24 protein-coding genes are annotated in these 24,983 nt (G+C 62.0%); 12 read left to right on the top strand and 12 right to left on the bottom strand.

What is annotated here, in order from left to right; genetic code table 11:
* Positions 1–6: 6 nt before the first annotated feature.
* On the bottom strand, positions 7–960 hold the full coding sequence (nadA, locus tag VIM95_RS02645; RefSeq protein ID WP_331982679.1) for a quinolinate synthase NadA: 954 nt from the start codon (positions 958–960) through the stop codon (positions 7–9).
* Positions 961–1,182: 222 nt separating this feature from the next.
* On the opposite strand from nadA, the gene glp reads away from it, so the two are divergent.
* The 5 genes from glp (at position 1,183) to VIM95_RS02620 (ending at position 4,511) form a co-directional block, all read left to right on the top strand.
* A complete protein-coding gene (gene glp / locus VIM95_RS02640; protein WP_331982677.1) occupies positions 1,183–2,394 on the top strand; it encodes a gephyrin-like molybdotransferase Glp in 1,212 nt (403 codons plus the stop codon).
* Positions 2,395–2,396: 2 nt separating this feature from the next.
* On the top strand, positions 2,397–2,654 hold the full coding sequence (moaD, locus tag VIM95_RS02635; RefSeq protein ID WP_331982675.1) for a molybdopterin converting factor subunit 1: 258 nt from the start codon (positions 2,397–2,399) through the stop codon (positions 2,652–2,654).
* On the top strand, positions 2,655–3,167 hold the full coding sequence (moaE, locus tag VIM95_RS02630) for a molybdopterin synthase catalytic subunit MoaE (protein ID WP_331982673.1): 513 nt from the start codon (positions 2,655–2,657) through the stop codon (positions 3,165–3,167).
* Positions 3,160–3,645, top strand: coding sequence for a cyclic pyranopterin monophosphate synthase MoaC (gene moaC, locus VIM95_RS02625; RefSeq protein ID WP_331982671.1), 486 nt, complete (start codon positions 3,160–3,162; stop codon positions 3,643–3,645). Before moaE ends, moaC begins: the two co-directional genes overlap by 8 nt.
* A 92-nt stretch (positions 3,646–3,737) precedes the next feature.
* Positions 3,738–4,511: a transporter substrate-binding domain-containing protein gene (locus tag VIM95_RS02620; RefSeq protein WP_331982669.1), complete on the top strand. Its 774-nt coding sequence runs from the start codon at positions 3,738–3,740 to the stop codon at positions 4,509–4,511.
* A 192-nt stretch (positions 4,512–4,703) separates the two neighbouring features.
* Here the strand turns inward: VIM95_RS02620 and nadC are convergent, their stop codons facing one another.
* The 3 genes from nadC to VIM95_RS02605 form a co-directional block, all read right to left on the bottom strand.
* On the bottom strand, positions 4,704–5,555 hold the full coding sequence (gene nadC / locus VIM95_RS02615) for a carboxylating nicotinate-nucleotide diphosphorylase (RefSeq protein WP_331982667.1): 852 nt from the start codon (positions 5,553–5,555) through the stop codon (positions 4,704–4,706).
* 261 nt (positions 5,556–5,816) lie between these two features.
* Positions 5,817–6,848 carry a phosphate ABC transporter substrate-binding protein PstS gene (gene pstS / locus VIM95_RS02610; RefSeq protein WP_331982665.1) on the bottom strand — a complete coding sequence of 344 codons (1,032 nt, stop codon included), beginning with the start codon at positions 6,846–6,848 and terminating at the stop codon, positions 5,817–5,819.
* Positions 6,849–6,978: 130 nt separating this feature from the next.
* Positions 6,979–7,347, bottom strand: a complete 369-nt coding sequence (locus VIM95_RS02605; protein WP_331982663.1) for an Mth938-like domain-containing protein — start codon at positions 7,345–7,347, stop codon at positions 6,979–6,981.
* 137 nt (positions 7,348–7,484) lie between these two features.
* On the opposite strand from VIM95_RS02605, the gene VIM95_RS02600 reads away from it, so the two are divergent.
* Genes VIM95_RS02600 through thrC form a run of 4 tightly spaced genes read left to right on the top strand, consistent with a single transcriptional unit; the run spans position 7,485 to position 11,919 of the window.
* Positions 7,485–8,711 carry a pyridoxal phosphate-dependent aminotransferase gene (locus VIM95_RS02600; RefSeq protein ID WP_331982661.1) on the top strand — a complete coding sequence of 409 codons (1,227 nt, stop codon included), beginning with the start codon at positions 7,485–7,487 and terminating at the stop codon, positions 8,709–8,711.
* Between the two features lie 3 nt (positions 8,712–8,714).
* Positions 8,715–9,164 (top strand): GNAT family N-acetyltransferase, encoded by a 450-nt coding sequence (locus tag VIM95_RS02595; protein WP_331982659.1) that lies wholly within the window; start codon positions 8,715–8,717, stop codon positions 9,162–9,164.
* Between the two features lie 9 nt (positions 9,165–9,173).
* Positions 9,174–10,496, top strand: a complete 1,323-nt coding sequence (locus VIM95_RS02590; RefSeq protein WP_331982657.1) for a homoserine dehydrogenase — start codon at positions 9,174–9,176, stop codon at positions 10,494–10,496.
* A 10-nt stretch (positions 10,497–10,506) separates the two neighbouring features.
* A complete protein-coding gene (thrC, locus tag VIM95_RS02585; protein ID WP_331982655.1) occupies positions 10,507–11,919 on the top strand; it encodes a threonine synthase in 1,413 nt (470 codons plus the stop codon).
* 61 nt (positions 11,920–11,980) lie between these two features.
* Here thrC and VIM95_RS02580 read toward each other — a convergent pair whose 3' ends face one another.
* The 8 genes from VIM95_RS02580 to ald form a co-directional block, all read right to left on the bottom strand.
* Positions 11,981–12,871, bottom strand: coding sequence for an ABC transporter permease subunit (locus tag VIM95_RS02580; protein ID WP_331982730.1), 891 nt, complete (start codon positions 12,869–12,871; stop codon positions 11,981–11,983).
* 8 nt (positions 12,872–12,879) lie between these two features.
* The gene (locus VIM95_RS02575) at positions 12,880–13,830 is read right to left on the bottom strand and encodes an ABC transporter permease subunit (protein ID WP_331982653.1); all 951 of its coding nucleotides are present in this window, start codon (positions 13,828–13,830) and stop codon (positions 12,880–12,882) included.
* A complete protein-coding gene (locus VIM95_RS02570; RefSeq protein ID WP_331982651.1) occupies positions 13,827–14,969 on the bottom strand; it encodes an ABC transporter ATP-binding protein in 1,143 nt (380 codons plus the stop codon). The genes VIM95_RS02575 and VIM95_RS02570 overlap by 4 nt, the downstream gene beginning before the upstream one ends.
* Before the next feature lie 123 nt (positions 14,970–15,092).
* The gene (locus VIM95_RS02565; protein ID WP_331982649.1) at positions 15,093–16,190 is read right to left on the bottom strand and encodes a polyamine ABC transporter substrate-binding protein; all 1,098 of its coding nucleotides are present in this window, start codon (positions 16,188–16,190) and stop codon (positions 15,093–15,095) included.
* Positions 16,191–16,346: 156 nt separating this feature from the next.
* Positions 16,347–17,777 carry an aspartate aminotransferase family protein gene (locus tag VIM95_RS02560; protein WP_331982647.1) on the bottom strand — a complete coding sequence of 477 codons (1,431 nt, stop codon included), beginning with the start codon at positions 17,775–17,777 and terminating at the stop codon, positions 16,347–16,349.
* Positions 17,778–17,841: 64 nt separating this feature from the next.
* Entirely contained in the window at positions 17,842–19,176 is a 1,335-nt protein-coding gene (locus tag VIM95_RS02555) for a glutamine synthetase family protein (RefSeq protein WP_331982645.1), read from the bottom strand.
* A 122-nt stretch (positions 19,177–19,298) separates the two neighbouring features.
* Positions 19,299–20,054 (bottom strand): gamma-glutamyl-gamma-aminobutyrate hydrolase family protein, encoded by a 756-nt coding sequence (locus tag VIM95_RS02550; protein ID WP_331982643.1) that lies wholly within the window; start codon positions 20,052–20,054, stop codon positions 19,299–19,301.
* 75 nt (positions 20,055–20,129) lie between these two features.
* Positions 20,130–21,245 carry an alanine dehydrogenase gene (gene ald / locus VIM95_RS02545; protein ID WP_331982641.1) on the bottom strand — a complete coding sequence of 372 codons (1,116 nt, stop codon included), beginning with the start codon at positions 21,243–21,245 and terminating at the stop codon, positions 20,130–20,132.
* A 310-nt stretch (positions 21,246–21,555) separates the two neighbouring features.
* On the opposite strand from ald, the gene VIM95_RS02540 reads away from it, so the two are divergent.
* The 3 genes from VIM95_RS02540 to VIM95_RS02530 all read left to right on the top strand — a co-directional run bounded on the left by VIM95_RS02540 (position 21,556) and on the right by VIM95_RS02530 (position 24,964).
* Positions 21,556–22,119: a cupin domain-containing protein gene (locus VIM95_RS02540; protein WP_349258176.1), complete on the top strand. Its 564-nt coding sequence runs from the start codon at positions 21,556–21,558 to the stop codon at positions 22,117–22,119.
* A 58-nt stretch (positions 22,120–22,177) separates the two neighbouring features.
* Complete coding sequence (locus VIM95_RS02535) at positions 22,178–23,593, top strand: aldehyde dehydrogenase family protein (protein WP_331982637.1); 1,416 nt, start codon at positions 22,178–22,180, stop codon at positions 23,591–23,593.
* Positions 23,594–23,863: 270 nt separating this feature from the next.
* Positions 23,864–24,964: an extracellular solute-binding protein gene (locus VIM95_RS02530; RefSeq protein ID WP_331982635.1), complete on the top strand. Its 1,101-nt coding sequence runs from the start codon at positions 23,864–23,866 to the stop codon at positions 24,962–24,964.
* The last annotated feature ends 19 nt before the right edge of the window (positions 24,965–24,983 follow it).

Here is a 24,983-nt window from a genome sequence, read left to right as displayed (position 1 = left end):
GTAGCGTTACGCCGGTATCGCAACCGGTTTGGCCTGCACCTGCTTTTGCATCTGCGCCTCGCTGAAGGCCAGCATGCGTTCGATGGGCAGGCGCGCAGCATCCATCTGCTCAGTGCTGAGATAGTCGATGCGCGTACCTTCACCGGCCTGGGCGCGGCGTACCCGCTCGACATTATTCATCTTCATATAGGGACACTGGTTGCACTGGCAACCAGCGTAGATCGGCGCCTGGGCGATCTTCAGGTCCGGACGGGCCAGGCCCATGTTGTAGAGGATGCCATCCTCGGTAGCGACGAAGATGGTGGCATCCGGCTCGCCATCGAAGGCCTTGACCCAGTTCAGCATGCCGCTGGTCGACCCCACGTAATCGGCACGCTTGAGCACTGGCAGCGGGCTCTCGGGGTGGGCGATCAGGTATTTGGGGCCATCGACCGCGGCCATGCCTTCATTGAGCGCAGTCTCGTTGAATCTGTCGTGCACCTCGCACACCGCCGACCACAGCGGCATGTCATAGCCGTACTGGTAGTTCAGATAGGCGCCCATATTGCGGTCGGGCGAGAAGATCACCTTCTTACCCTCGGCATAGAGGTGGGCAATGATGTCGTCGACGTTGCGGCTGGTCACGATCCAGTCGCTGAGCGCCTTGTGCTCAGCCGAGCTGTTGATATATGAGACGTGCACGTAGTCGGCATGCTTCTCACGCCAGGCCTGGAGGCGCTTGACGTCGGTCTGGGTCACCAGGGAGCAGGTGGAGCCGGCATCCGGCAGGATCACCTCGGCCTGGGGATTGAGGATCTTGGCGGTCTCCGCCATGAAGCGCACACCGGCAAAGACGATCACATCGGCCTGGGCATCACGGGCGTAGAGGGAGAGTTCGAGACTGTCGCCGACCTTGTCGGCCATCTGCTGGATTTCCGGCGCGGTGTAATAGTGCGCCAGCGTTACGACACGCTTGGACATGGGAGTTCCTTCCATGTAGGTACCGCCTCTCCGGCGGCTGACTGGGCCCACTTGCGCGGGCGGTTCTTGCAGGCTGCCGGCGGAATCCCCGCCGTGGATACTTGCAGCACCTAGGCACCATAACAAAATCAAGGGCTTTGCGCTAGCCACGGGCCAGGCTACTCCCCGAGCGGGGCCGCTTGGTGTAGGGTGGAGCGCTATTCACCCCTCTTTGTTCCGCCCATGTCACTGCTCAGCTTCGATGAGGCGCTGGCACGCCTCCTGGACCAAGCCCAGCCTCACGCCCCCCTGGAAACCCTGCCACTCGCGCATTGCGATGGCCGTGTGCTGGCCGAGCACGTCGTCGCGCCGCTGGCCGTGCCAGGCTTCGACAACAGCGCCATGGATGGCTACGCCCTCCATGTTGCCGACTTCGCCAAGTTGCCGGCGCAGTGGCCGATCACCCAGCGCATCGCCGCCGGCGAGGTCGGTGAGCCGCTGGCCCCAGGCATGGCCGCCCGCATCTTTACCGGCGCCCCCGTCCCGCCGGGCTGCAATGTAGTCGTGCCGCAGGAAGAAACCGAAGCCAACGATAATCAGCTGCGCCTGCTGGCCGATATCAAAGAAGGCCAGCATATCCGCCGCCTGGGCGAGGACATTGCGTTGGGCTGCGAGGTGCTGACCGCTGGTACCCGGCTGGGGCCGCCGCACCTGGCACTGGCCGCCTCGCTGGGCATTGCCCGGCTCAAGGTCCGAGCATCATTGCGGGTGGGCGTTTTGTGTACCGGCGATGAGCTGACCCCACCGGGCGAGCCGCTGCCGCCGGGTGGCATCTACAACTCCAACCAGTTCGCCATCGGTGCTTTGCTGCGACGGCTGGGCTGTGTGGTCAGTGACTATGGCAAGGTGGCCGATACCCGCGAGGACACCGTGGCCGCGCTACGCCTGGCCAGCCACGAGAACGACGTGGTGATCAGCTGCGGCGGGGTATCGGTCGGTGAAGAGGACCACGTCAAGGCTGCAGTCGGCGAGCTTGGGCGGCTTGATCTCTGGCGCATCGCCATCAAGCCCGGCAAGCCGCTGGCATTCGGTAAGGTCGGGACGGCCGACTTTATCGGCCTGCCGGGCAACCCGGTCAGCGCTTTTTTGACCTTTGTCTTGCTGGCGCGCCCTTTTTTGCTCAAGCGTATGGGCGCGGTCGTGGTGCAACCCAGCCGCTTGCCGCTGCCGGCAGGCTTTGACTGGCCGCGCGCCGACAAGCGCCGGGAGTTCTTGCGCGCCCGACTGGAGCAGAACAGCACCGGCCAAACGCAGGTTAGCCTCTACCCCAGCCAGGGTTCGGCGGTGATGAGTGGGCTGGCCTGGGCCGATGGGCTGGTGGACCTGTTCCCGGGGACCACGGTCAAAGCCGGTGACACCGTGCACTACCTGCCACTGGCGCAACTACTGGATTGAACATGGACATCAACCTGCTCTACTTCGCCCGTCTGCGCGAGCGCTTTGGCCTCGCTCAGGAGCAGCTGACCGTGCCCGAGGGCGTGGTCACGGTGGCCGGTCTCCTGGCCCATCTGGCCGCACGTGGCGATGCCTGGGCCGAGGAGCTGGCCGGTGGCAAGGTGTTCCGGGTGGCGCTGGACCAAGAGTTGGTGGATTTCAGCGCCAGCTTGCACCAGGGCGCCGAGGTGGCGATTTTCCCGCCGGTGACCGGAGGTTAGATGGATACCCTGCCCCAGGCCCGTATCACGGTTGTCGTCCAGGAGGCCGGCTTCGACCTGGCGCACGAGATGCGTGAAGCCGGTCAGGACGACCGCGGCATCGGCGCCATCGTCAGCTTCGTCGGGTTGGTGCGTGACCTCAATCTGGCGGCAGACGTCGTTGCGCTGGAGCTGGAGCACTATCCTGGCATGACCGAGAAGGCCCTGGGCCGCATTGCTGAAGAAGCCGCGGTGCGCTGGCCCTTGCACGCCGTGCGCATCGTGCACCGGGTGGGCAAGCTGCATCCAGGCGACCCCATCGTGCTGGTCCTGGTCGCCAGCGCCCATCGCCACGCCGCCTTCGAGGCCAACGCCTTTATCATGGACTATCTGAAGACCCGCGCGCCGTTCTGGAAGAAGGAATGGACGCCGGATGGCCCGCGCTGGGTGGATGCCCGCGAAAGCGACTACAGTGCCGCCGAACGCTGGCACAAGGTGGTCAGCGAACAATATGGCAACACGGACCATGACTGAACCCCAATCCCTGACTCATTTCGATGCCGCCGGACAGGCCCACATGGTCGACGTGGCCGGCAAGCCCGAGACCGCCCGCAGCGCCACGGCACAGGGCCGCATCCGCATGCTGCCCGCCACCCTGGCACTGGTCAGCGAGGGTGATGCGCGCAAGGGTGATGTGCTCGGCGTAGCGCGGCTGGCCGGCATCATGGCCGCCAAGCAGACCGGCAGCCTGATCCCCCTCTGCCACCCGCTGCCGCTGACCCATGTCAGCGTCGACTTCGCGCTCGACCCGGCCAGTCACAGCATTGTCTGCACTGCCGTGGCCGAAACGATCGGCCGTACCGGCGTGGAGATGGAAGCCATGACCGCGGTATCGATCGCCCTCCTGACCATCTACGACATGCTCAAGGCGGTGGACCGGGGCATGGTGATCGAATCGACCCGTCTCTTGGAGAAACGCGGCGGCAAGTCGGGTCATTGGCAGGCTGAATAGGCACAGTGGCGGCACCGTATGGCTGCCGCGCTTAGCAAGTGCGGGTCAGGCCGGTTAAGCTGATTTCATCAGCTATCTGCAACAGCCACGCCATGCGGTATATCGGCTTCCGGACCATCACCATCCTACTGTTATGTATCCTCCTCCCCTGCCAAGCGGCCCAGGTGGTCAAGGTAGGGGTTGCGGTGTTCCCGCCCTATATCCAGAAAGACCCGGCGTCCGGCAGCGATATGCTGCGGGTAGAGCTGCTGGACCTGATGAATGCCTTCCAGGACACCTACCGCTTCAGGCCGGTGGTGACCGGCACGATCCGCCGCTTCAAGGATTTCGATCTCGGCAAGTACGATATGTCGACCTACGACAATCTGGCCTGGGGCTGGGAGGACCGGCCGGTGGACGCTTCCAATGTCTACCTGCGTGGCGGCGAGGTCTACGTGGCACTCAATCTGCCGGGCCGCAGCGAGGACTACTTCAACAACCTGGCAGCCAGGCAAATGGTGGTCATGCTGGGCTATCACTACGGCTTTGCCGGCTTCAATGCCGACCCTGGCTATCTACGCCAACATTTCCAGATCTCCTTCACCAACGATAACGAGGCTTCGCTCAAGCTGCTATTGCTGGGCCGTGGTGATGTAGCGGTGGTATCGGAAGCTTTTCTGGCGGACTTCCTCGCCCGCCAGCCCGAATACCGCGATCGCTTCCTGGTCTCGAAGAAGAAAGACCAGGCCTATGCCCACACCCTCATCATCCGGCGCGGTATCCACCCCACCGTGAACGAGCTCAACCAGCTATTGGAGCGCATGCGCAAGGCAGGGGTGCTCAAGCCCTTATGGAAAAAGTATGGGGTTGAGACCGACGCCGATTGAACCCGAGCCATGCTTAGGCTACTCACCACTGTATCCAGCAGCATTCGAGCGTAGCGAGGTTCCCCGCCAGCGGGCGGGGCGGAGGGTGGGAATAAATCAGGGGTGAGCCGTTGCCTTAGCGTGCTCAGATGATGAACGCCCGGGCCTCCCGGGCGCATCGCTGCACCAAATCACCCACGCCCAGCTTGCTCATCAATCGGCGAACACAAAGCGCATGGAGAGATCCAGTGCGCGCACATCCTTGGTCAACTTGCCGATGGAGATGCGATCCACACCGGTCTCGGCGATCGCTCGCACAGTATCGAAATCCACCCCGCCGCTGGCCTCCAGCACCGCCGCGCCAGCGCTGTGCTGCACAGCGGTACGCAGATCAGCCAGACTCATATTGTCCAGTAGCACCGAGGTAGCGCCGGCCTTGAGTGCCTGGTCCAGTTCATCCAGATTCTCGACCTCGATCTGCACGCCCACGCCGGCCGGTGCCAAGGCAAAGGCAGCCGCCAGCACCTGGCGGATACCGCCAGCCGCAGCGATGTGGTTTTCCTTGATCAGAATGCCATCGTAGAGCCCGATGCGCTGGTTCTCACCACCTCCGACCTTGACCGCGTATTTCTGCGCCAACCTCAGGCCAGGCAAGGTCTTACGGGTATCGTGGATCTTGGCGCGGGTGCCGGCGATGAGCGCAACATAGCGCTGGGTCTCGGTCGCCACGGCGGACAGGGTCTGCAGGAAGTTGAGGCTGCTACGTTCAGCCGTGAGCAGTGCCCGGGCCGGGCCGTACAGCTCGCACAACAACTGGCCGGGCTGGACCTGCGCCCCCTCCGCCACCAGCCAGTTCACCCGCACGCCGGCATCAACCTGGCGGTAACACTCCTCGAACCAGGCCTGGCCGCACAGCACCGCCGCTTCTCGGGCGATCACGGTGGCTCGGCCGGGGCGATCAGCGGGGATCAGCATGGCGGTCCAGTCCGCCTGGCCGATATCCTCTTCCAGGGCGGTAGCGACTTGGCGGGCGATCAGGTGGGCAGGGGGCAGCAAGGCGGTCATGGCGGCGCAGCATGAAATGAACGGAGCGCCAATTGTACCCGAGCAAGGAAAACGCCGGCCCTGGGAAGGACCGGCGTCTGATTTACAACGCGTTTCAGGGGAGATCAACGTTGTGCAAGCATCCTAGCGCAGTCATCGCGCAACGGCTCGGACCATGCGACGAGCTGTCGATAGCGCGCCTGAATGGTAGACAGGCGTGACGAATGGCACGCCCAAAATAAACACAAGTTATTGATTATATTAAATTTTCACAAAACAAGCCTACTGACTGATCTTATAGCCGTACTGCCGGCTCCAGGCCTTGCGTACGCCGATCTTCATCGTCTCCGACAAAGGCACGTAGCCAAGTTCGCGCGCCGTCGCATCGCCGTTGCGGTAGCCCCAGAGCAGGAAGTCGATCACCTTGTCTGCCGCCTTGCCATTGCGCGGCAGTACCGCGAAGGTGGCGGTAGCCAGCGGCCAGCCACCATAGGTGTCGTTGTTCGAGAGTACGAAATAGAAGTCCGGGTCGGCCGCGTAGATCAGATTCTCTGCATCGTACTTGGCCGCAGCCAACACGCTTTCCGGACTGACCTTGATAAAGATGCCGACCCGATTGGGTAGCTGCACCATGTTGAGCTTGTCCTTGAGCGCCCGACCGTAGTCCACATAAGCAATGCCGCCCGGGCTCTTTTGCAAGGCCTCCACCATGCCGCCCGTGCCCTTGACCGCACTCCCGGCCACCCCCTTGAGTTCCTTGCCTACACCCGGGCCCTTCTTCCAGTCGGCCGAACGGGCCGCCAGAAAGTAGCTCAGTACGAAGGTGGAACCGGAACCATCGGCGCGGTAGAGGGGGCGAATGGGCAAATCAGGAATGCGGCTGGCAATGGGGTCGTTATTGATCAGGATCTCCTGGTCACGCCAACGGGTGATCTTGCCCAGATAGATCTTGGCCAGGGTCTCGGCGCCGAGCTTCAGCTCCCCGGCCGGCAGGCCGGGCAGATTCACCACCGGTACGATGGCGCCCATGGCCACCGGAAATTGCCGCAGCCCCTTCTGCTCCAGCTCGGCGCGCTGCAAAGGCTCGTCGGAGGCACCGAAGTCCACCTTGCCGGCGGCAATGCGCGCCAGGCCTTCACCAGACCCCACACCGTCATAGGCCACTTCGCTGGCCTGCTTGGCATATTGCCCGCCCCAGGCTTTGTAGAGTGGCTCGGCAAAGGTGGAACCGGCGCCTGCGAGGGTGGCAGCCTGGGTGGTCGGCGTCAGTAAAAGGGCAAGCAGCGCAGCGCGCAGCGGAAGAGGTAGATGCATGGATTCACTCCAGAACTAAAACCGCTACGGCCAAAGCAGGGACTGCGAGACGATGCGCGCAGGCCCCGCTAAGTCAGCATGGTGTGTAGGGCAGAAAACGAAAGTGGGCGCCGACGAACGTCGGCGCGGATCAGGCGAACAGCACGGCGGCGATGACGCGGCGGTCTTCCGCCACCAGGATGTTGAAGGTGCGACACATGGCCGATATATCCATGGCGTCGACACCGATATGCGCCTGCATCAGCGCACGGGTCAGCCGTGGGTGGGGGAACTGCAGCCGGCTGCCGGTTGCCAGCAACACCACCTCGGGCTTCAGGGCCAAGAGGGCCTCGAAATCGGCCTCGGTCAGATCGGCAAAGCTCGCCGGCCGCCAGGGTTGCAGCTCGGTCGGCCCGACAATCAGGCTACCGCTCTGGCGTTGCTGGTTGACGCTGACAAAATCCTCGCCATAACTGGTGAACACATTGAGATGGGTGGGCTTGTCGGCGTGCAGTTTCATGGCGGTGACCAAGGTAGGACAGGGGCCTATTTTAGCGCGCCCAGGCGGGAATAAGCGTGGACAGCAAAGCGAATATTGCAGCGCAAAAATCTTTGCTACTATCGAACGCTCCCCCCAACACCCCTAAAAGCACCACGATGCGCGCCGTCAAGAAAAGCCAGAAGCTCGACAAGGTCTGTTACGAAATCCGCGGCCCAGCCTTGGCGCGTGCCAAGCAGATGGAAGACGACGGGCATCGCATCATCAAGCTCAATATCGGCAACCTGGCCGTGTTCGGCTTCGAACCGCCGGACGAGATCGTCCAGGACGTGATCCACAATCTGCCGCAAGCCGGCGGTTATGCCGATTCCAAGGGTCTCTTCTCCGCTCGCAAGGCGGTGATGCACTACTCGCAGCAAAAGGGCATCAAGGGTGTCGGGATCGAAGACATCTATATCGGCAACGGCGTCTCCGAGCTGATCCTCCTGAGCATGAACGCCCTGCTCGACAATGGTGACGAGGTCCTGGTGCCGGCACCGGACTACCCCTTGTGGACCGCCGCCGTGTCGCTGTCCGGCGGTACCGCCCGCCACTACCTCTGCAACGAGGAGGATGGCTGGCTGCCGGACCTGGACGATATCCGCGCCAAGATCACCGAGAACACCCGTGCCATCGTGGTGATCAACCCAAACAACCCGACCGGCGCGCTCTATCCGGACGAGATACTCAAGGGCATCCTGCAGATCGCCCGCGAACACGGGCTGATCGTCTACGCCGACGAGATCTACGACAAGACTCTGTTCGACGGCCATACCCACACCAGCATCGGCTCCTTGTCCGAGGACGTGTTCTGCGTGACCTTTGGCGGCCTCAGCAAGAACTACCGCGCCTGCGGCTACCGCAGCGGCTGGATGATACTGAGCGGCGACAAGCGCCACGCCCAGGACTATATCGACGGGCTCAACATCGTCGCCTCCATGCGCTTGTGTGCCAATGTGCCCAGCCAGCATGCCATCCAGACCGCGCTGGGCGGTTACCAGAGCATCAACGAGCTGGTCGCCCCGGATGGCCGCCTGACCCGTCAGCGCGATCTGGCTTGGGAGCGGTTGACCGCCATCCCCGGCGTGAGCTGCGTCAAGCCCAAGGGGGCGCTCTATCTCTTCCCCCGGCTGGACCCCAAGGTCTACCCGATCGCCGACGACCAGGCCTTTATCACCGAGCTGTTGGAAGAGGAGCGGGTGCTGCTGGTGCAGGGCACCGGCTTCAACTGGCCCACGCCAGACCACCTGCGGGTCGTCTTCCTACCCCATATCGACGAGCTGGAAGAAGCCCTCGACCGCATCGAGCGCTTCCTGGCTGCCTATCGAAAACGCCACGCGGGCTGAACCATGCAAACACTCCGCCTGACCAACGAGCAACGCCAACTGATTGAACCCGCCTGGCTCGCCCGGGCGGAGGCCGTACACCGCGAGCTGCGCCCGCAGCTCGCCAGCGACTACAGCGCCCAGATGCAAGGCATCTTTGCCGATGGCGGCGAGATGGTGATCGCCATCGACGGCGAGCACGTTCTCGGCGTGGCGGTTTTCCGGCAATATCGCGATACCTTCTCCGGGACCAAGTTCTATGTGGACGACTTGGTCACCACCTCCCAATGGCGCTCACAAGGCGTCGGCAAATTGCTGCTCGACTGGCTCCAACAAGAGGCCCTGCGGCGCGGCGCGACCAACTTCATGCTCGACTCCGGCACCCAGCGGATAGACGCGCATCGCTTCTACCACCGCGAGGGTTTGGTCATCGCCTCCTTCAATTTCAGAAAACCGCTCCAAGCAAACAGTTAGGCATTCCGAATGAAACCCATACAAGTAGGCTTGCTGGGCTTTGGCACGGTCGGCTCCGGTGTCGCCAAGGTCCTGGCCCGCAACGCCGAGGAGATCGGCCGTCGTGCTGGCCGCGCCATCGAGGTCAAGCGGGTCGCGGTCCGCAATATTGAAAAAGCCCGGGCCATTGCCCCGGCCGTGACCGAGGGCCTGTCCTTCGGCAATGACTTCCATGCCGTGGTGGACGATCCAGACGTGGATGTGGTCTGCGAGCTGATCGGCGGCACCACCCTGGCCAAGGAGCTGGTGCTGCGCGCGATCGAGAACCGCAAGCATGTAGTCACCGCCAACAAGGCCCTCTTGGCCCTGCACGGCAACGAGATCTTCGCCGCCGCCCAGGCGCGCGGCGTGATCGTGGCCTTCGAGGCCGCCGTTGCCGGCGGCATCCCCATCATCAAGGCACTGCGCGAAGGCCTGACCGCCAACCGCATCGAATGGATTGCCGGCATCATCAACGGCACCTCCAACTTCATCCTGACCGAGATGCGCGACAAGGGTGCGGCTTTCGCCGATGTATTGGCCCAGGCACAGAAGCTCGGTTATGCGGAAGCCGACCCGACCTTCGATATCGAAGGCCATGACGCCGCCCATAAGCTGACCATCCTGGCTGCGCTGGCTTTCGGCATCCCCATGCAGTTCGACAAGGTCTACCTCGAGGGCATCAGCAAGCTGACCCAGGAAGACATCGCCTATGCCGAGCAGCTCGGTTACCGTATCAAGCTGCTTGGCATCGCCCGCCGCCGTAGTGAAGGGGTGGAGTTGCGCGTGCATCCCACCTTGATCCCGGCCAAGCGCATCATTGCCAATGTGGACGGCGTGATGAACGCGGTGGTGGTACAGGGCGACGCCGTCGGCCAGACGCTCTACTCCGGCCGTGGCGCCGGTTCCGAGCCGACCGCCTCGGCCGTGGTCGCCGACCTCGTGGACGTGACCCGGCTGCATACCGCCGACCCCGAACACCGCGTGCCGCATCTGGCTTTCCAGCCGGATCGCCTGTCCGATCTTCCCATCCTGCCCATCACGGCGGTCGAGACCAGCTACTACCTGCGCCTCAAGGCGCACGACCAGCCGGGCGTGATGGCCGATGTGACCCGTATCCTGGCCGACCTGGGCATCTCCATCGACGCGATGATGCAAAAGGAGCCGGCCGAGGGCGAGAAGATCGTCGACATCATCATCCTCACCCATCTGGCCCAGGAAGCGCGCGTCAACCAGGCCATCGCCGGCATCGAGGCACTGGCGACCATCTCCGGCCCGGTGACCAAGCTGCGGCTGGAAAATCTGGACAAGTAAGGGAACCGCCATGCAATACATCAGTACCCGCGGCGGTATGGCCCCGCAGTCCTTCAGCGACATCCTGCTCGGCGGCCTGGCACCCGATGGTGGCCTGGTCGTACCCGAGCAATACCCGCAGATCGATGCAGCTACCCTCGCCCATTGGCGCACGCTGAGCTACCCGCAGCTTGCCTTCGAGGTGGTGTCGCGCTTCGCCACCGACATTCCGGCCGAGGACGTACGTCGGCTGGTGGACGCTGCCTATACCGAGCAAGCCTTCGGTTCAAGCGCCATCACCCCGTTGACCGAGCTGGAACCTGGCCTGCACCTCCTGCACCTGTCCAACGGCCCTACCCTGGCCTTCAAGGACATCGCCATGCAGCTGCTCGGCCAGCTGTTCGAATATGTGCTGGCCCGGCGCGGCGAGGCGGTGAATATCGTCGGCGCAACCTCGGGCGATACCGGCTCGGCGGCCGAATACGCCATGCGTGGCAAGCAGGGGGTCAATGTCTTCATGCTCAGCCCGCATGGCCGCATGAGCCCCTTCCAGCGCGCCCAGATGTTCAGCCTGCAGGATGGCAATATCCACAACCTGGCGGTCGAAGGTACCTTTGACGACTGTCAGGACATCGTCAAGGCGATCAACAACGACGCGGCATTCAAGGCCCGCTACAAGATCGGTGCGGTCAATTCCATCAACTGGGGCCGCATCGTGGCCCAGGTGGTGTACTACTTCCGCGCCTATCTTGAGGTTGCCACCCAGATCGGCGAACCAGTCGACTTCGTGGTGCCTTCGGGCAACTTCGGCAATATCTGCGCCGGTCATATCGCCCGCCAGATGGGCCTGCCGGTGGGTCGGTTGGTGGTGGCCACCAACGAGAACGACGTGCTCGACGAGTTCTTCAAGACCGGCCGCTACACCGTGCGCGGCTCGGCCGATACGCATGCCACCTCCAGCCCGTCCATGGATATCTCCAAGGCCTCGAACCTGGAGCGCTTCGTGTTCGACCTGATCGACCGCGACAGCGCCGCCCTGGCGCAGCTCTGGCGCGAAGTCGACAGCACTGGTGGCTTCGACTTCGGCAAGACGCCCTTCTTCGCCCGCATGGTTGGTGAATTCGGCTTCAGCTCGGGCAAGAGCACCCACGCCGACCGTATCGCCACCATCCGCGCTGCCAAGGCACGCTGGAACGTGGTGCTCGACCCGCACACCGCCGACGGCGTGAAGGTGGCGCTGGAAGCCCGTCGCGCAGGCGTACCCATGGTGACGCTGGAAACCGCCCTGCCGGCCAAGTTCGAGGCCACCATTGCCGAGGCGTTGGGTACGGTACCACCGCGCCCCGAGGGCCTTGCCGGCATCGAGGCGCTGCCGCAGCGCTGCGAAGTGGTACCCAATGATGCCGAGACGGTGAAGCGCTACGTCAGTAAAGCGCTGGGCTGATACGCAAGTGCGAAAAAAACGGCACCCTAGGGTGCCGTTTTTCGTTGCTGCATGCCTTTACTCAGTGCGCCGAACCACCCTGAGCAAACGCCGCCTGCATGGCCTTGTCGCGCTTGGCCTGGGCCGACAGCATCAAGCGGTTGGAAATCACCACGAACACGCTCACCACCACGATCACAATGGTCGCCAGCGCGTTGATCTCGGGGGTCAGGCCCAGCCGGATAGAGGAGAAGATCCATTGCGGCATGGTGGTCGAACCCGGACCGGACAGGAAGGCGGTCAGCACATAATCGTCCAGCGAGATGGTGAAGCTCAGGAGCCAGCCAGAAACCAGGGCCTGCGAGATCACCGGGATGGTGATGACGAAGAACACCTTGAAAGGGTGGCAGCCCAGGTCCATGGCAGCGTCTTCCAGTGAGCGGTTGAGCTCCTTCAGGCGCGACTGCACCAGCACCGCCACATAGGCCATGCACAGCGTGGTGTGGCCGATCCAGATGGTGATCATGCCGCGCTCGCCAAAGGCCCAGCAACCCAGCCGCGCCCACAGGCCCTGCGGACCACCCTCGGCACTGCAGCCCATGCCGGTCTGCAGCGCCACGAACAGGAGCAGCATGGAAAGGCCCACAATCACCTCGGGCATCACCATGGGCGCCGTGGTCAGGCCGGCGAACAGGGTATGGCCGCGGAAGCTGCCAAAGCGCGCCAGCACAAAGCCGGCGATGGTACCCAGCACCACCGCCAGGGTGGCCGACATAAAGGCGATCTTGAAGCTCAGCCCGGCGGCATGCAGCAGGTCGGCGTCATTGATCAGCACCTCGTACCACTTCAGCGAGAAGCCACCCCAGACGGTCACGAGGCGCGACTCGTTGAAGGAGTAGATCACCAGGCTCAGGATGGGCGCATACAGGAAGAAGAAGCCCAGCCCCATGAAAATGCGGTTGGATAAAGGCATGCGGCTCATTATTCGGCCTCCTGCTGCTTTTGTTCGATGCGGTGGAACCAGACGATGGGCCCCCCCAGCAGGACCAGCATGATGACCGCCACCGCCGAGGCCTGCGGCCAATCGAGGTTGGCGCCGAAGTCATCCATCAGCTTGTTGCCGATGAACACCACGTCACCGCCACCCAGCAGGGCTGGGATCACGTACTCACCCACAGCCGGAATGAACACCATCATGCAACCGGCGATGATGCCGGCCTTGGACAGCGGCAGGGTGATCTGGAAGAAGGTGGTCCAAGGCTTGGCACCCAGGTCGGCGGCCGCCTCAAAGAGCCGGCTGTCCAGCTTCACCAGGTGGGCGTAGAGCGGCAGGATCATAAAGGGCAGGTAGTTGTAGACCATGCCCAGGAGTACCGAACCCGGGGTATACAGCATCTCGATCGGCTCATTGATCATGCCGGTGGCCAGGAGGATGTTGTTGATCACCCCGTTGTTCTTGAGGATGCCTATCCAGGCATAGACCCGTAGCAGGAAAGAGGTCCAGAACGGGATCATCACCAGCATCAGGAGCGTGTTGCGGGTCGCCTCATTGGAGCGGGCGATGTTGTAGGCGATGGGGTAGCCGATCAAGAGGGTCAGCACCATGGTGAAGAACGCCAGCTTGATGGCATTCCAATAGGCCACCAGGTACTGGCTCTCTTCCTTGGCTTCAGACCAGCTCTTCTCGAAGAAAGCATCGACCTCGCCGAACACGGTCTTGTACTTACTCGTATCGAGCACCACCGTGGTCTTGTTGTCCTCCTGCTTCACGAGCGGGGTATAGGGGGGCTGCGAGATATCGGGCTCGGCAAAACTGATCTTGAGCACGAAGAAGAACGGCAGCACGAAGAAAAACAGCAGCCAGACATAGGGCACGGCGATCACGCCCGTGCGCCCCTGTGGCAGCCAGCGTTGGAGGAGGGATTTGATCATTTGGTCAGCACCGATCCAGGTACCCAGCCGTTGGCACCGTCGCTCCACTTCACCACCACCTCGTCACCCCATGTGGCCGGCTTTTCGCTGCCCCAATGGCTGGTCGGTACGTTGGCGATCACGATGCGGCCGGAAGTCAGTTGCACGTGGTAGACCGAGTGGGAGCCCAGGTAGGCGATGTCGTGCACCTTGCCTTCGGCCCAGTTGTACTGCGAATCAGGCTTCTGCCGGCACAGGGTGATGTCTTCCGGACGGATGGAATACCAGACCGTCATGCCCTTGGGGCCGGTGATGCCATGGTCGACGTAGATGCCACGACCCAGGTCCGCGCTGTCAATCACGATATGGTCCGGCTCGTCCACCGACAGGCGGCCCTCGAAGATATTGGTCGAACCAATGAATTCGGCGGTAAAGCGGCTGTTCGGGAATTCGTAGATTTCACGCGGGCCGCCAACCTGCTCCAGCTTGCCCTCGCTCATGATGGCGATGCGGCTGGCCATGGTCATGGCCTCTTCCTGATCGTGGGTCACCATGATGCAGGTCACGCCCACGGTCTCGATCACATTCACCAGCTCGAACTGGGTCTGCACCCGCAGCTTCTTGTCCAGCGCGCCCAAGGGCTCATCCAGCAAAAGGAGCTTGGGCCGCTTGGCCAACGAGCGGGCCAGTGCCACACGCTGCTGCTGACCGCCGGAGAGCTGGTGTGGCTTGCGCTTGGCATACTTGCGCATCTGCACGAGGTCGAGGAGCTTGCCAACACGCTCGATGATCTCGTCCTTGGGTACCTTGTCCTGCTTGAGGCCAAAGGCCACGTTCTGCTCCACCGTCATATGCGGGAACAAAGCGTAGGACTGGAACATCATATTGGTCGGCCGGTGATAGGACGACTGGTCGGTGATGTCCTCGCCGTCCAGGATGATGCGGCCCTCGGTCGGGGTTTCCATGCCGGCCAGCATGCGCAGCAAGGTGGATTTACCGGAGCCTGAGCTGCCCAAGAGGGCAAAGATCTCATTCTTGGGGATCACGAGATTGACATCATCGACCGCATAGAAATCGCCAAACTTCTTGGTCACGCCCTTGATCTGCAGGAATTGCTGTTTGCTGTCGCCAGCAGCGACGTCGTTCGGGGTTACCGCCACAATAGAGACTCCATCCTGGGTTGGGTCATTGCCAAGTCAAACGCGCATTCTACAAAAACGAGCGTTTGATTTGGTAACGGATGCTGACATGGAAAGGGCCGGATTGCTCCGGCCCCATGGGCACTACTTTGCAGTCTTGAACTGGTTGAAATACTTGGTGATCAGCTTCTGCGCCGCCGGATCGATCGGCTTCTTGGCCTGCAGCTTGCTCATGGACTCGGCCGTCAGATAGATCTTGGGATCGCTGGTCAGCTTCTTGTCCACGAAGGGCGTGGCCTTGAGGTTGGGGTTGGCGTAGTTCACCTTGTTGGAGATGCCGGCCGCTTCCTTGGGGTCAAGAATATGGTTGATCCACTTGAAGGCGTTGTCCGCATTCTTGGCGTCCTTGGGGATGGCCATATTGTCCACCCACATGATGGTGCCCTTCTGCGGCACGATGTACTCGATCTGCTGCTTCTTCTTGGCCTGCTCGGCGCGGTCCTTGGCCATATAGGTATCACCATTGAAGGCCATGGCCACGCACACGTCGCCGTTGGCCAACAGGTCGATCGGCGAGGAATTGAATACCCGCACGTCCTTGCGCACCTTCTTGATGGTCTCGGTGGCCTCCTTGAGTGCCGCTTCGCTGTGGTCGTTGGCGTCCTTGCCCAGATAGATGTTGACCATGGAGAACACATCGCTGCCGGTATCCATGAAGGAGATGCCGCAGGACTTGAGCTTGCTGGTGTACTTGGGGTTGAAGATCAGTTCCCACTCATCCGTCGGCATGGGCTCGCTGCCGAGCGCCTTCTTGACCTTCTCGACATTGATGCCGAAGGCCGTGGTACCCCACATATAGGGCACCAGGTACTTGTTGCCCGGGTCGGCCACTTCGGCCTTCTTGAGGATCTCGGGGTTGAGGTTGGCGTAATTCGGGATCTTGCTCTTGTCGAGCGGCAGGTAGATGCCAGACTGGATCTGCTTGGCCGCAAATTCCAGCGAGGGGACCACCAGGTCATAACCGGACTTGCCGGTCATGAGCTTGGCCTGCAATACCTCGTTGCTGTCGTAGACGTCGTACTTCACCTTCACGCCGGTCGACTTCTCGAAGTCGGCCACCGTGGTGTCGCCAACATAGTCGTTCCAGTTGTACACATTCAACTGGCCAGCCGCCTGCGCGTGCAGGGCAAGGCTGCTGAGGCCCAGGGCTAGCAAGGTCATGCCGAACTGCTTCGTTGCCATCAGTTTGCTCCTGTGAAAAAAGGGTGCTGCCAAGTAGCTTTGCCTACATCCACGATCGCGCGGCCAGCTTGGGCTGCCGCTGCGTCAAGCACTAACCATTCCACAGCTCGGCGGACCGCCGCCCGGTGTAACACGCGGGCGGCGCCCTCAGGCCGTTCAGGCCATGCCCAGGTCCTGTGCGGTCAGCGCAATGCACTTGGCTGCCTTTTCGACCAGCACATCGATCTCGCTGCGGCTGATCACCAGCGGCGGCGAAAGCAGCATGCGATCACCGGTAGCACGCATGATCAGGTTGTTACGGAAGCAATGGTCACGGCACTGCAGGCCGATGTCGCCACCGTTGGCAAAACGCTTGCGCGTCGCCTTGTCCTCGGTCAACTGCATGCCCGCTACCAGGCCAGCCCCCTGGATCTCGCCCACCAATGGGGAGCCCGCAAGTGCTTCACGGAGCGACTTCTGGAAATAAGGCCCCGTTTCGGTGCGTACGCGCTCGACAATGCCGCCTTCACGCAGCAGCTTGATATTGGCAACGGCGACCGCAGCCGCAACCGGGTGGCCCGAATAGGTCAGACCATGGTTGAAGTCGCCGGCGGCTATCAGTGCATCGGCCACGCGGCGGTGGATGGCAACGGCGCCCATGGGCACGTAGCCGCTGGTCAGGCCCTTGGCCAGGGTCAGCATGTCGGGCTCAAAACCGAAGTGCTGGTGGGCGAACCACTCGCCGGTACGGCCAAAGCCACCGATCACCTCATCGGCGCACAGCAGCACGTCGTACTTGCGGCAGATGCGCTGGATCTCCGGCCAGTAGGTCTCCGGCGGGAAGATCACCCCGCCGGCGCCCTGGAACGGCTCGCCAATGAAGGCGGCCACGTTCTCGGCACCCAGTTCGAGGATTTTCTCTTCCAACTGGCGAGCGCACTTGAGGCCGAACTCGGCCGGTGTCAGCTCACCACCATCGCCAAACCAGTAGGGCTGGTCGATATGGACGATGTTGGGGACCATGGATGGCATCTGCTCGTGCATATAGCCCATGCCACCGAGCGAACCACCGGCAATGGTGGAACCGTGGTAACCGTTCTTGCGCGACACCACGTACTTCTTCTGCGGCTTGCCTGCGCCGGCCCAGTATTGGTGCACCACACGCAGCACGGTGTCATTGCCCTCGGAACCCGAGTTGCAATAGAAGAAGTGCTCAAAGCCGGCCGGGGTGACCTCGGCCAGTATCTTGGACAGCTCGATCACCGGCGGGTGGGTGGTCTTGAAGAAGGTGTTGTAGTACGGCAGCTCCAGCATCTGCTTGTAGGCAACGTCGGCCAGCTCCTTGCGGCCGTAACCGACATTGACGCACCACAGGCCAGCCATGCCGTCGATGATCTTGTTGCCTTCGCTATCCCACAGGTAGACACCTTCGGCCTTGGTGATGACGCGGCTGCCTTGCTTGTTGAGCGAGCCCATGTCACTGAAGGGATGCAGGTGATGGGCGGCATCGAGCTGTTGGTATTCGGCAGTGGTGCGGGCAGCGAACACGCCACCCGCCTGGCGGGCCTCGGCGTGGATCGCAGGCCGGTTCTCGAAGGGGTTGCTCATGGTTTTTCTCCGTGACGGCCGCAAGGCGGCCGCCGGGTTGTAATGAATGAAATGCGGTAGCGCGTTATACGTTGAGCAGCAGGTGACTGCGCTCCCAGGAGCTGATCACGCGGAAGAAGGTGTCGTACTCCTTCTCCTTCACCGCGCAGAAGGCATTGACGAAGTCGGCACCGAACACCTCGGCGATATCGGCCGAATCGCGCATCAGCTCGATGGCGTCTTCCAGATGGCGCGGCAGCTCGTAGTCGAGGTCGTAACCACTGGTCACCATGGGGGCCGAAGGCTTCAGGCCCTTGACCATGCCGAGGTAACCGCAAGCCAGGGTGGCCGCCATGGCGAGGTAGGGATTCACGTCCACGCCCGGCACCCGGTTCTCGACCCGGCGCGCCTCAGGGCCGGAGTTCGGTACGCGAATACCCACGGTACGGTTGTCGTAGCCCCACTGCAGGTTGATCGGTGCCGCGGTAAAGCGGCTCAGGCGGCGATAGCTGTTCACGAACGGCGCCATGATGGGCATCACTGCCGGCATATAGCGCTGCAGGCCAGCCACATAGCTCAGGAACAGGCTGGAGGGACCACCATCGGCATTGGAGAAGACATTGTTGCCTTCCTTGTCCACGATGCTCTGGTGGATATGCATGGCGCTACCCGGCTCTTCCTGCATGGGCTTGGCCATGAAGGTGGCGTAGATATTGTGGCGCAGCGCGGTTTCACGGACTACCCGCTTGAACAGGAATACCCGGTCGGCAAGGTCCAGTGCATCGCCGTGCACGAAGTTGATTTCCATCTGGCCGGCGCCGACTTCATGAATCAGGGTGTCCACATCCAGCCGCATGGCGTCGCTGTATTCGTACACATCCTCGAAGTAGGGGTCGAATTCGTTCACCGCGTCGATGCTGTAGCTCATGCGACCGGTCTCGGCCCGGCCGGTACGGCCGATAGGCGGCTTGAGCGGGATATCCGGATCGATATTGCGCTCGACCAGGTAGAACTCCAGTTCCGGTGCCACCACCGGCTTCCAGCCGCGCTCCTCATAGAGTTTGAGGATCTTGCGCAGCACATAGCGCGGCGAGATCGAAACCGGCGAGCCATCGAAGTGCACGCAGTCGTGGATCACCAGGGCGGTCGGGTCCGGCGCCCAGGGAACGAGGCGGGTGGTGTTGATATCCGGCACGCAAACCATGTCCGGATCGGTCGGCCCGGTGATCTCGTCGTCGTCAGGCCAGTCGCCAGTCACGGTCTGAATAAGCACTGCCTTGGGCAGCCGCATATTGGCCGAGTTGAACTGGCTCTTGGGGAGGATCTTGCCACGCGCCACGCCGGTCATGTCCGGTACGACGCACTCCACCTCGGTGATGCCATGCTCACGGAAAAAGTCTTGGAACTGGTTGATAGCCATGCTTTGTTTTCGCCGCTGGGCGACGAACCTCCGGTTGTTGGCAAGCCGGCAAACGCGGGAAAGCGCGGCGAGGGGGATTCCTCGTCGCTTTCCGACGCTTCCCTGGTAATCCGCTGGGCAGCTTACTCGCGGCTTGCTTGATAGCGCCGGCAATCCTCGCCGAAAGCCTGGAACAGGCTAACCGAGAGAGGGTTGTCGGCGAATTTCCACTCGGGGTGCCATTGCACCGCGAGCGTGAATGCCTTGGCGTCCTTGACCGAGAACGCTTCCACCAGGCCATCGGGTGCGACCGCTTCAGCCACCAGGCCGTCGCCCAGCCGGTCCACGCCCTGGTTGTGGATGGAGTTGACCTTGTATTCCATAAAACCGCTGGTGCGCTCAATCAGCCCGCCCTCGGTAAAACGGACCGGATGGGCCGGGCCGTACTGCACCTCCAGCGAAGCGCTGCCATCCTCGCGGTGGTCCATCTTGCCCTCGGTCTCATGCACCTTCTGCAGCAGCGAGCCACCATGCACCACATTCATTTCCTGAAAGCCACGGCAAATGGCGAACACCGGGATGCCACGCCGGATCGCCCGCTCCATGAGCGGCATGGCGGTCTGGTCGCGAGCGGTATCGAGCTGCTGGCCTTCAGGCAGACTGGGGCCACGGTAGCGGGCCGGGTCGACCATGGAGACGCTGCCGGTGAACAGAAAGCCATCCACCAGGTCGAGGATGCTGTCGAAGTCCTGCAGCTCGCCGAGCGCCGGGATCAGCATGGCAAGGCAGCCTGCCCCTTCCACAACCGCCGTGATGTACTTCTCGCCGACACAATGAAAGGGATGCAGGCCCAGTTGCTTGCGATCCGCCACCAGGGCGACGAGGGGTTTGCGCTTCATGCTGACTCCTTCAGGCTGCTGCTGACCTTGCGGTCCAGAGCAACCTGCATTGTTGCGGTTACTGCACCATTCAAATCAACCGAGCAGATGGTCTGCCGGCACGTACTCGTAGCCCAGATCACGGGCCACTGCCTGATAGGTCACCTTGCCTTCGCAAACGTTCAGGCCGTTGCGCAGGTGGGTATCGTCGCGCAATGCGCGTCGCCAGCCCTTGTTGGCAATGGCCACCGCATGCACCAGGGTGGCGTTGGTCAATGCAATGGTCGAGGTCCGCGCCACACCACCCGGCATATTGGCCACGCAGTAGTGGGTCACGCCCTCGACCACATAGGTCGGGTCCTGATGGGTGGTTGCGTGCGAGGTTTCGAAGCACCCGCCCTGGTCGATGGCCACATCCACCAGCACCGAACCGGGCTTCATCAGCTTGAGCATATCCTTGCTGACCAGCTTGGGGGCAGCAGCACCAGGGATCAGCACCGCGCCGATCACCGCATCGGCCACCTTGAGTTCGTTCTCGATCGCGTCCTGGGTCGAGTACAGCGTCTTGATACGGCCACCGAAAGCTTCATCGATCTCCTTCAGGCGAGGCAAGGAGCGATCCAGCAGCGTGACGTCAGCGCCCAGGCCGGCTGCCATGCGGGCTGCATGGGTACCGACCACGCCACCACCGATCACGGTAACATGGCCCGGCGCCACGCCCGGCACACCGCCGAGCAGCACACCGGAACCGCCGGCCGACTTCTCCAGCGCCCGAGCAGCCGCCTGGATGGCCATGCGGCCGGCGACTTCGGACATGGGTGCCAACAGCGGCAGGCCGCCGCGGCCGTCGGTCACGGTCTCATAAGCAATGGCAACGCAGCCGGACTTCACCAGCGCCGCAGTCTGTTCAGGGTCCGGCGCCAGATGCAGGTAGGTATACAGTATCTGCCCCGCACGCAGCATGGCACACTCGACCGGCTGCGGCTCCTTGACCTTGATGATCATGTCGGCACGCTTGAAGATTTCTTCCGCAGCCTGCACGATTTGCGCCCCGGCGGCCAGGTACTGCTCGTCGGGGAAGCCGATAGCGGTGCCCGCATTGGCCTGCACCAGCACCTCATGGCCGTTGCGCTTGAGTTCCTTGACACCGGCCGGGGTCAACCCGACGCGGTATTCATGGTTCTTAATTTCCTTGGGTACACCGATCAGCATGATGTCGTCTCCATTATTTTGGCTGGTTGCCACCGCCGGCTCGTGACCCGCAGGGCTGACAGAATCACCGCCTCGGTGCGTCAAACATTCTCAACGCACTGGGCCTGTGCAATGTCAAACATATTAAACACCAGCCTCCAAACAGGGCACAAGCAGCATCGGTTGTGCGTCGCAATAAAAGCAATATCAAGGACTTTCGCGCATTTGCGCACTTGCCAGCGCGGCTTTGACCGTATAATTTCCCACCACAGAGCGTTCACAATATTGCACACTCAGTCCCGCTCTGATTAGCAAGGAAGATGCCATGTCACTGGAAGTCAGCACCCGGCTCAAGCTGGTTCGCGAGAAGCACGCGCTGTCGCAGCGCGAGCTCGCCAAACGTGCCGGCGTTACCAACAGCACCATCTCGCTGATCGAGCAGAACCGGGTCAGCCCGTCCATCTCCTCGCTCAAGAAGGTGCTCGACGGCGTACCCATGAGCCTGGCGGAGTTCTTTACCTTCGACATCGCCGAGCCGGTACGCCCCTCGCCCTTCTTCGACAAGGAACAGATGCCCGACATCGGCGGCGAGGGCGTCAAATTGTTCCTGATCGGCCACGGCGTGCAGAACCGCCACATCACCATGTTGCGCGAGGTCTATGAGCCGGGCGCCGATACCGGTGCCGAGATGCTGAGCCACGTCGGCCAGGAGGTTGGCACCGTGGTACGTGGCGAGATCGAGCTCACCGTGGATGAACAGACCCGGGTACTCAAGGCCGGCGAGGGCTACTACTTCGAATCCACCTTGCCGCACCGCTTTCGCAATCTCGGCAAGGAAACTGCCGAGATCATCAGCGCCAGCCTGGTCAGCCCCAACGCGCCGCCCAGTTTCTGATTGAGCCAACTGCCGCGCACTACGCCGGGCAGCCCATTTATCTTGCAGAGGTAAGTCCATGAAACGTTACGACAAGCTCTATATCAATGGCGCATGGGTCGCCCCGCACGGCAGCGGCTACACCACCGTCTACAACCCGGCCACCGAAGAGGGCTTTGCCGAGACATGCAATGCCGACCTCGTCGACGTGGACCAGGCCTTTGCCGCCGCCCGCGCCGCCTTCCCTGCCTGGTCGCGCACCACCGCCGCCGAGCGGGCCGACTACATCCGCAAGCTGCACGCCGCACTGGAACGCCGCAAGGACGCACTGGCACTGGCCATCAGCCAGTCCATGGGCTGCCCGCTGGAGATCGCCAAGATCATCCAGGTGAACTGCGTGAAGGCGCTGGAAAAGTTCGCCGACCGCGCTTTCGAGATGGAAGTGGAAAAGCAGGTCAACAATTCGCTGGTAGTCCGCGAGGCGGTTGGTGTCTGCGCCTTCATCACCCCCTGGAACTACCCGCTCTACCAATTGATCGGCAAGGTCGCGCCGGCGCTCGCCACCGGCTGCACCATGGTGCTCAAGCCCTCCTCCGTCACGCCGCTGCAGGACATCCTGTTCGCCGAGGCGGTGCATGAGATCGGCCTGCCGGCCGGGGTATTCAACCTGATTACCGGCAAGGGCGGCGTGCTGGGCGACGCCATGGTGACCCATGCCGAGGTCGATATGGTGTCCTTCACCGGCTCCACCGCTACCGGCCGCCGCATCCAGCGCCTGGCAGCCGACACCGTCAAGCGGGTCTGCCTGGAACTGGGTGGCAAGTCGCCCTATATCATCACCGAGGATGCGCCATTGGAGCAGGCAGTGAGCTTTGGCGTGAAGGACGTGATGATCAACAGCGGCCAGACCTGCATCGCCCTGACCCGCATGCTGGTGCCCGCCAGCCGCTATGAGGAAGCCGCCGCCATTGCCAAGCGGGTAGCGGAGAGCCTCAAGGTCGGCGATCCCATGGACAAGGACACCTATGTAGGCCCGATGAGCTCGATGTCGCAACGCGACACCGTACTCGGCTATATCGAACAAGGCATCGCCGAGGGTGCCACGCTCCTGACCGGCGGCCTGGAGCGACCCGAAGGCCTGACGCGCGGCGCGTATGTGAAGCCGACCATCTTCCGCGACGTCAACAACCAGATGCGCATTGCGCAGGAAGAGATCTTCGGGCCGGTGATCTGCATGATCCCCTACCAGAACCTGGACGAAGCCATCCGCATCGCTAACGACAGCATCTACGGCCTTTCTTCCGGCGTCTGGGCCGGCAGCCGCGAGGAGGGCATCCGTATCGCCCGTCAGATCCGTGCTGGCGGCTGCTATGTGAACGGTGGCGACTTCAACTACGACGCGCCGCTAGGTGGCTACAAGCAGTCTGGCAACGGCCGCGAATGGGGTGACTTCGGCATCCACGAGTTCTACGAGACCAAGTCCATGCAGCTCTGAAGCGGTCTGCACGCCACCTCAAAGCCCCGGCTCAGACCGGGGCTTTTTCATGCACGAACGTCGGCCAACTTCCTTAAAGAAAGCTTAATTGACGCTAACGTCAGTGACGTAAACAACAACACAAAATTGTAAATTTGTATATTTGTCCAATATCCTCATCGCTATGTTTTACATTATTGACGGCTGACCATACTGCTGCAGACTCGGGGAGAGAACTTCAGTTGGCCATCTCAGCTGTACCGAGTTGCGTACTCATTACAGGGGAATTCGATGGCTACTCTAGGCAAACTGGGGCGGGCGTTCGCCGCGTTGGGGCTCGGCGGACTGGCGCTGACGGCATCCGCCGCCGGCATCCTGAACGTCTACAACTGGAACGACTATATCGGCGACACCACCTTGCCGGACTTCGAAAAGGCGTTCGGGGTCAAGGTGAAGTACGACCTCTACGACAGCAACGAGGTACTGCAGGCCAAGCTGATGACCGGCCGCTCCGGTTACGACATCGTGGTCCCCTCACTGGAATTCGCCGCCCGGCAGATCAAGGCTGGCATCTATCTCAAGCTCGACAAGAGCAAGATCCCCAATTACGGCAATATCGACAAGACCATCCTCGAGAAGATGAAGATCGGGGACCCGACCAACGACTTCCTGATCCCCTACATGTGGGGCACCACCGCCTTCGGCATCAACGTCGATCGGGTCAAGAAGGCCTTGGGTGGCGAGCCGCTGCCGGCCGATGAGTGGGAACTGATCTTCAATCCCAAGTACACCCACAAGCTCAAGTCCTGCGGTATCTCCTTCTTTGATGCAGGTAGCGACGTCTATTCCCTGGTCAATATCTACCAAGGCCGCAAGGCCAACGACTTCAGCAAGGAAGCGCTGGAGGCGAGCACCAAGGTGCTGAAGGAAATCCGCCCCGATATCCGTGTCTTCAATTCCTCGCCCATCGACCTTCTGGCCAACGGCGACGTATGCGTGGGCATGGCCTACAACGGCGATGCCTATATGGCGCGCGACCGGGCCGAACAGGCCAAGAACGGCAACAAGATCGAATACATCGTGCCGCAGAAGGGCACCATCGTGTGGATCGACACCATGGCCGTCCCCAAGGACGCTACCAATGTCGACAACGCCTACAAGTGGATCAACAACATCCTCGATCCCAAGGTGGCCGCTGGTATCTCCAACAAGGTGAACTACGCCAACCCCAACACCGCCGCCACCCAGTACGTCAGCCCCAAGCTGACCGGCGACGCCAAGATCTACCTGACCCCGGCGGTCATGGCGGTGATGCAGCCCAAGCAGCCCATCCAGAGCGATGCGCAAAAGCAGATCAGCTTCTACTTCAACATCTTCAAGACCAGCAAGTAAGGCTGGCTTGAGACTACGA

The sequence above is a fragment of the Chitinimonas sp. genome (assembly GCF_036568685.1).
Lineage (GTDB): Bacteria > Pseudomonadota > Gammaproteobacteria > Burkholderiales > Chitinimonadaceae > Chitinimonas.
This window is presented reverse-complemented; position numbering and strand designations above follow the sequence as displayed.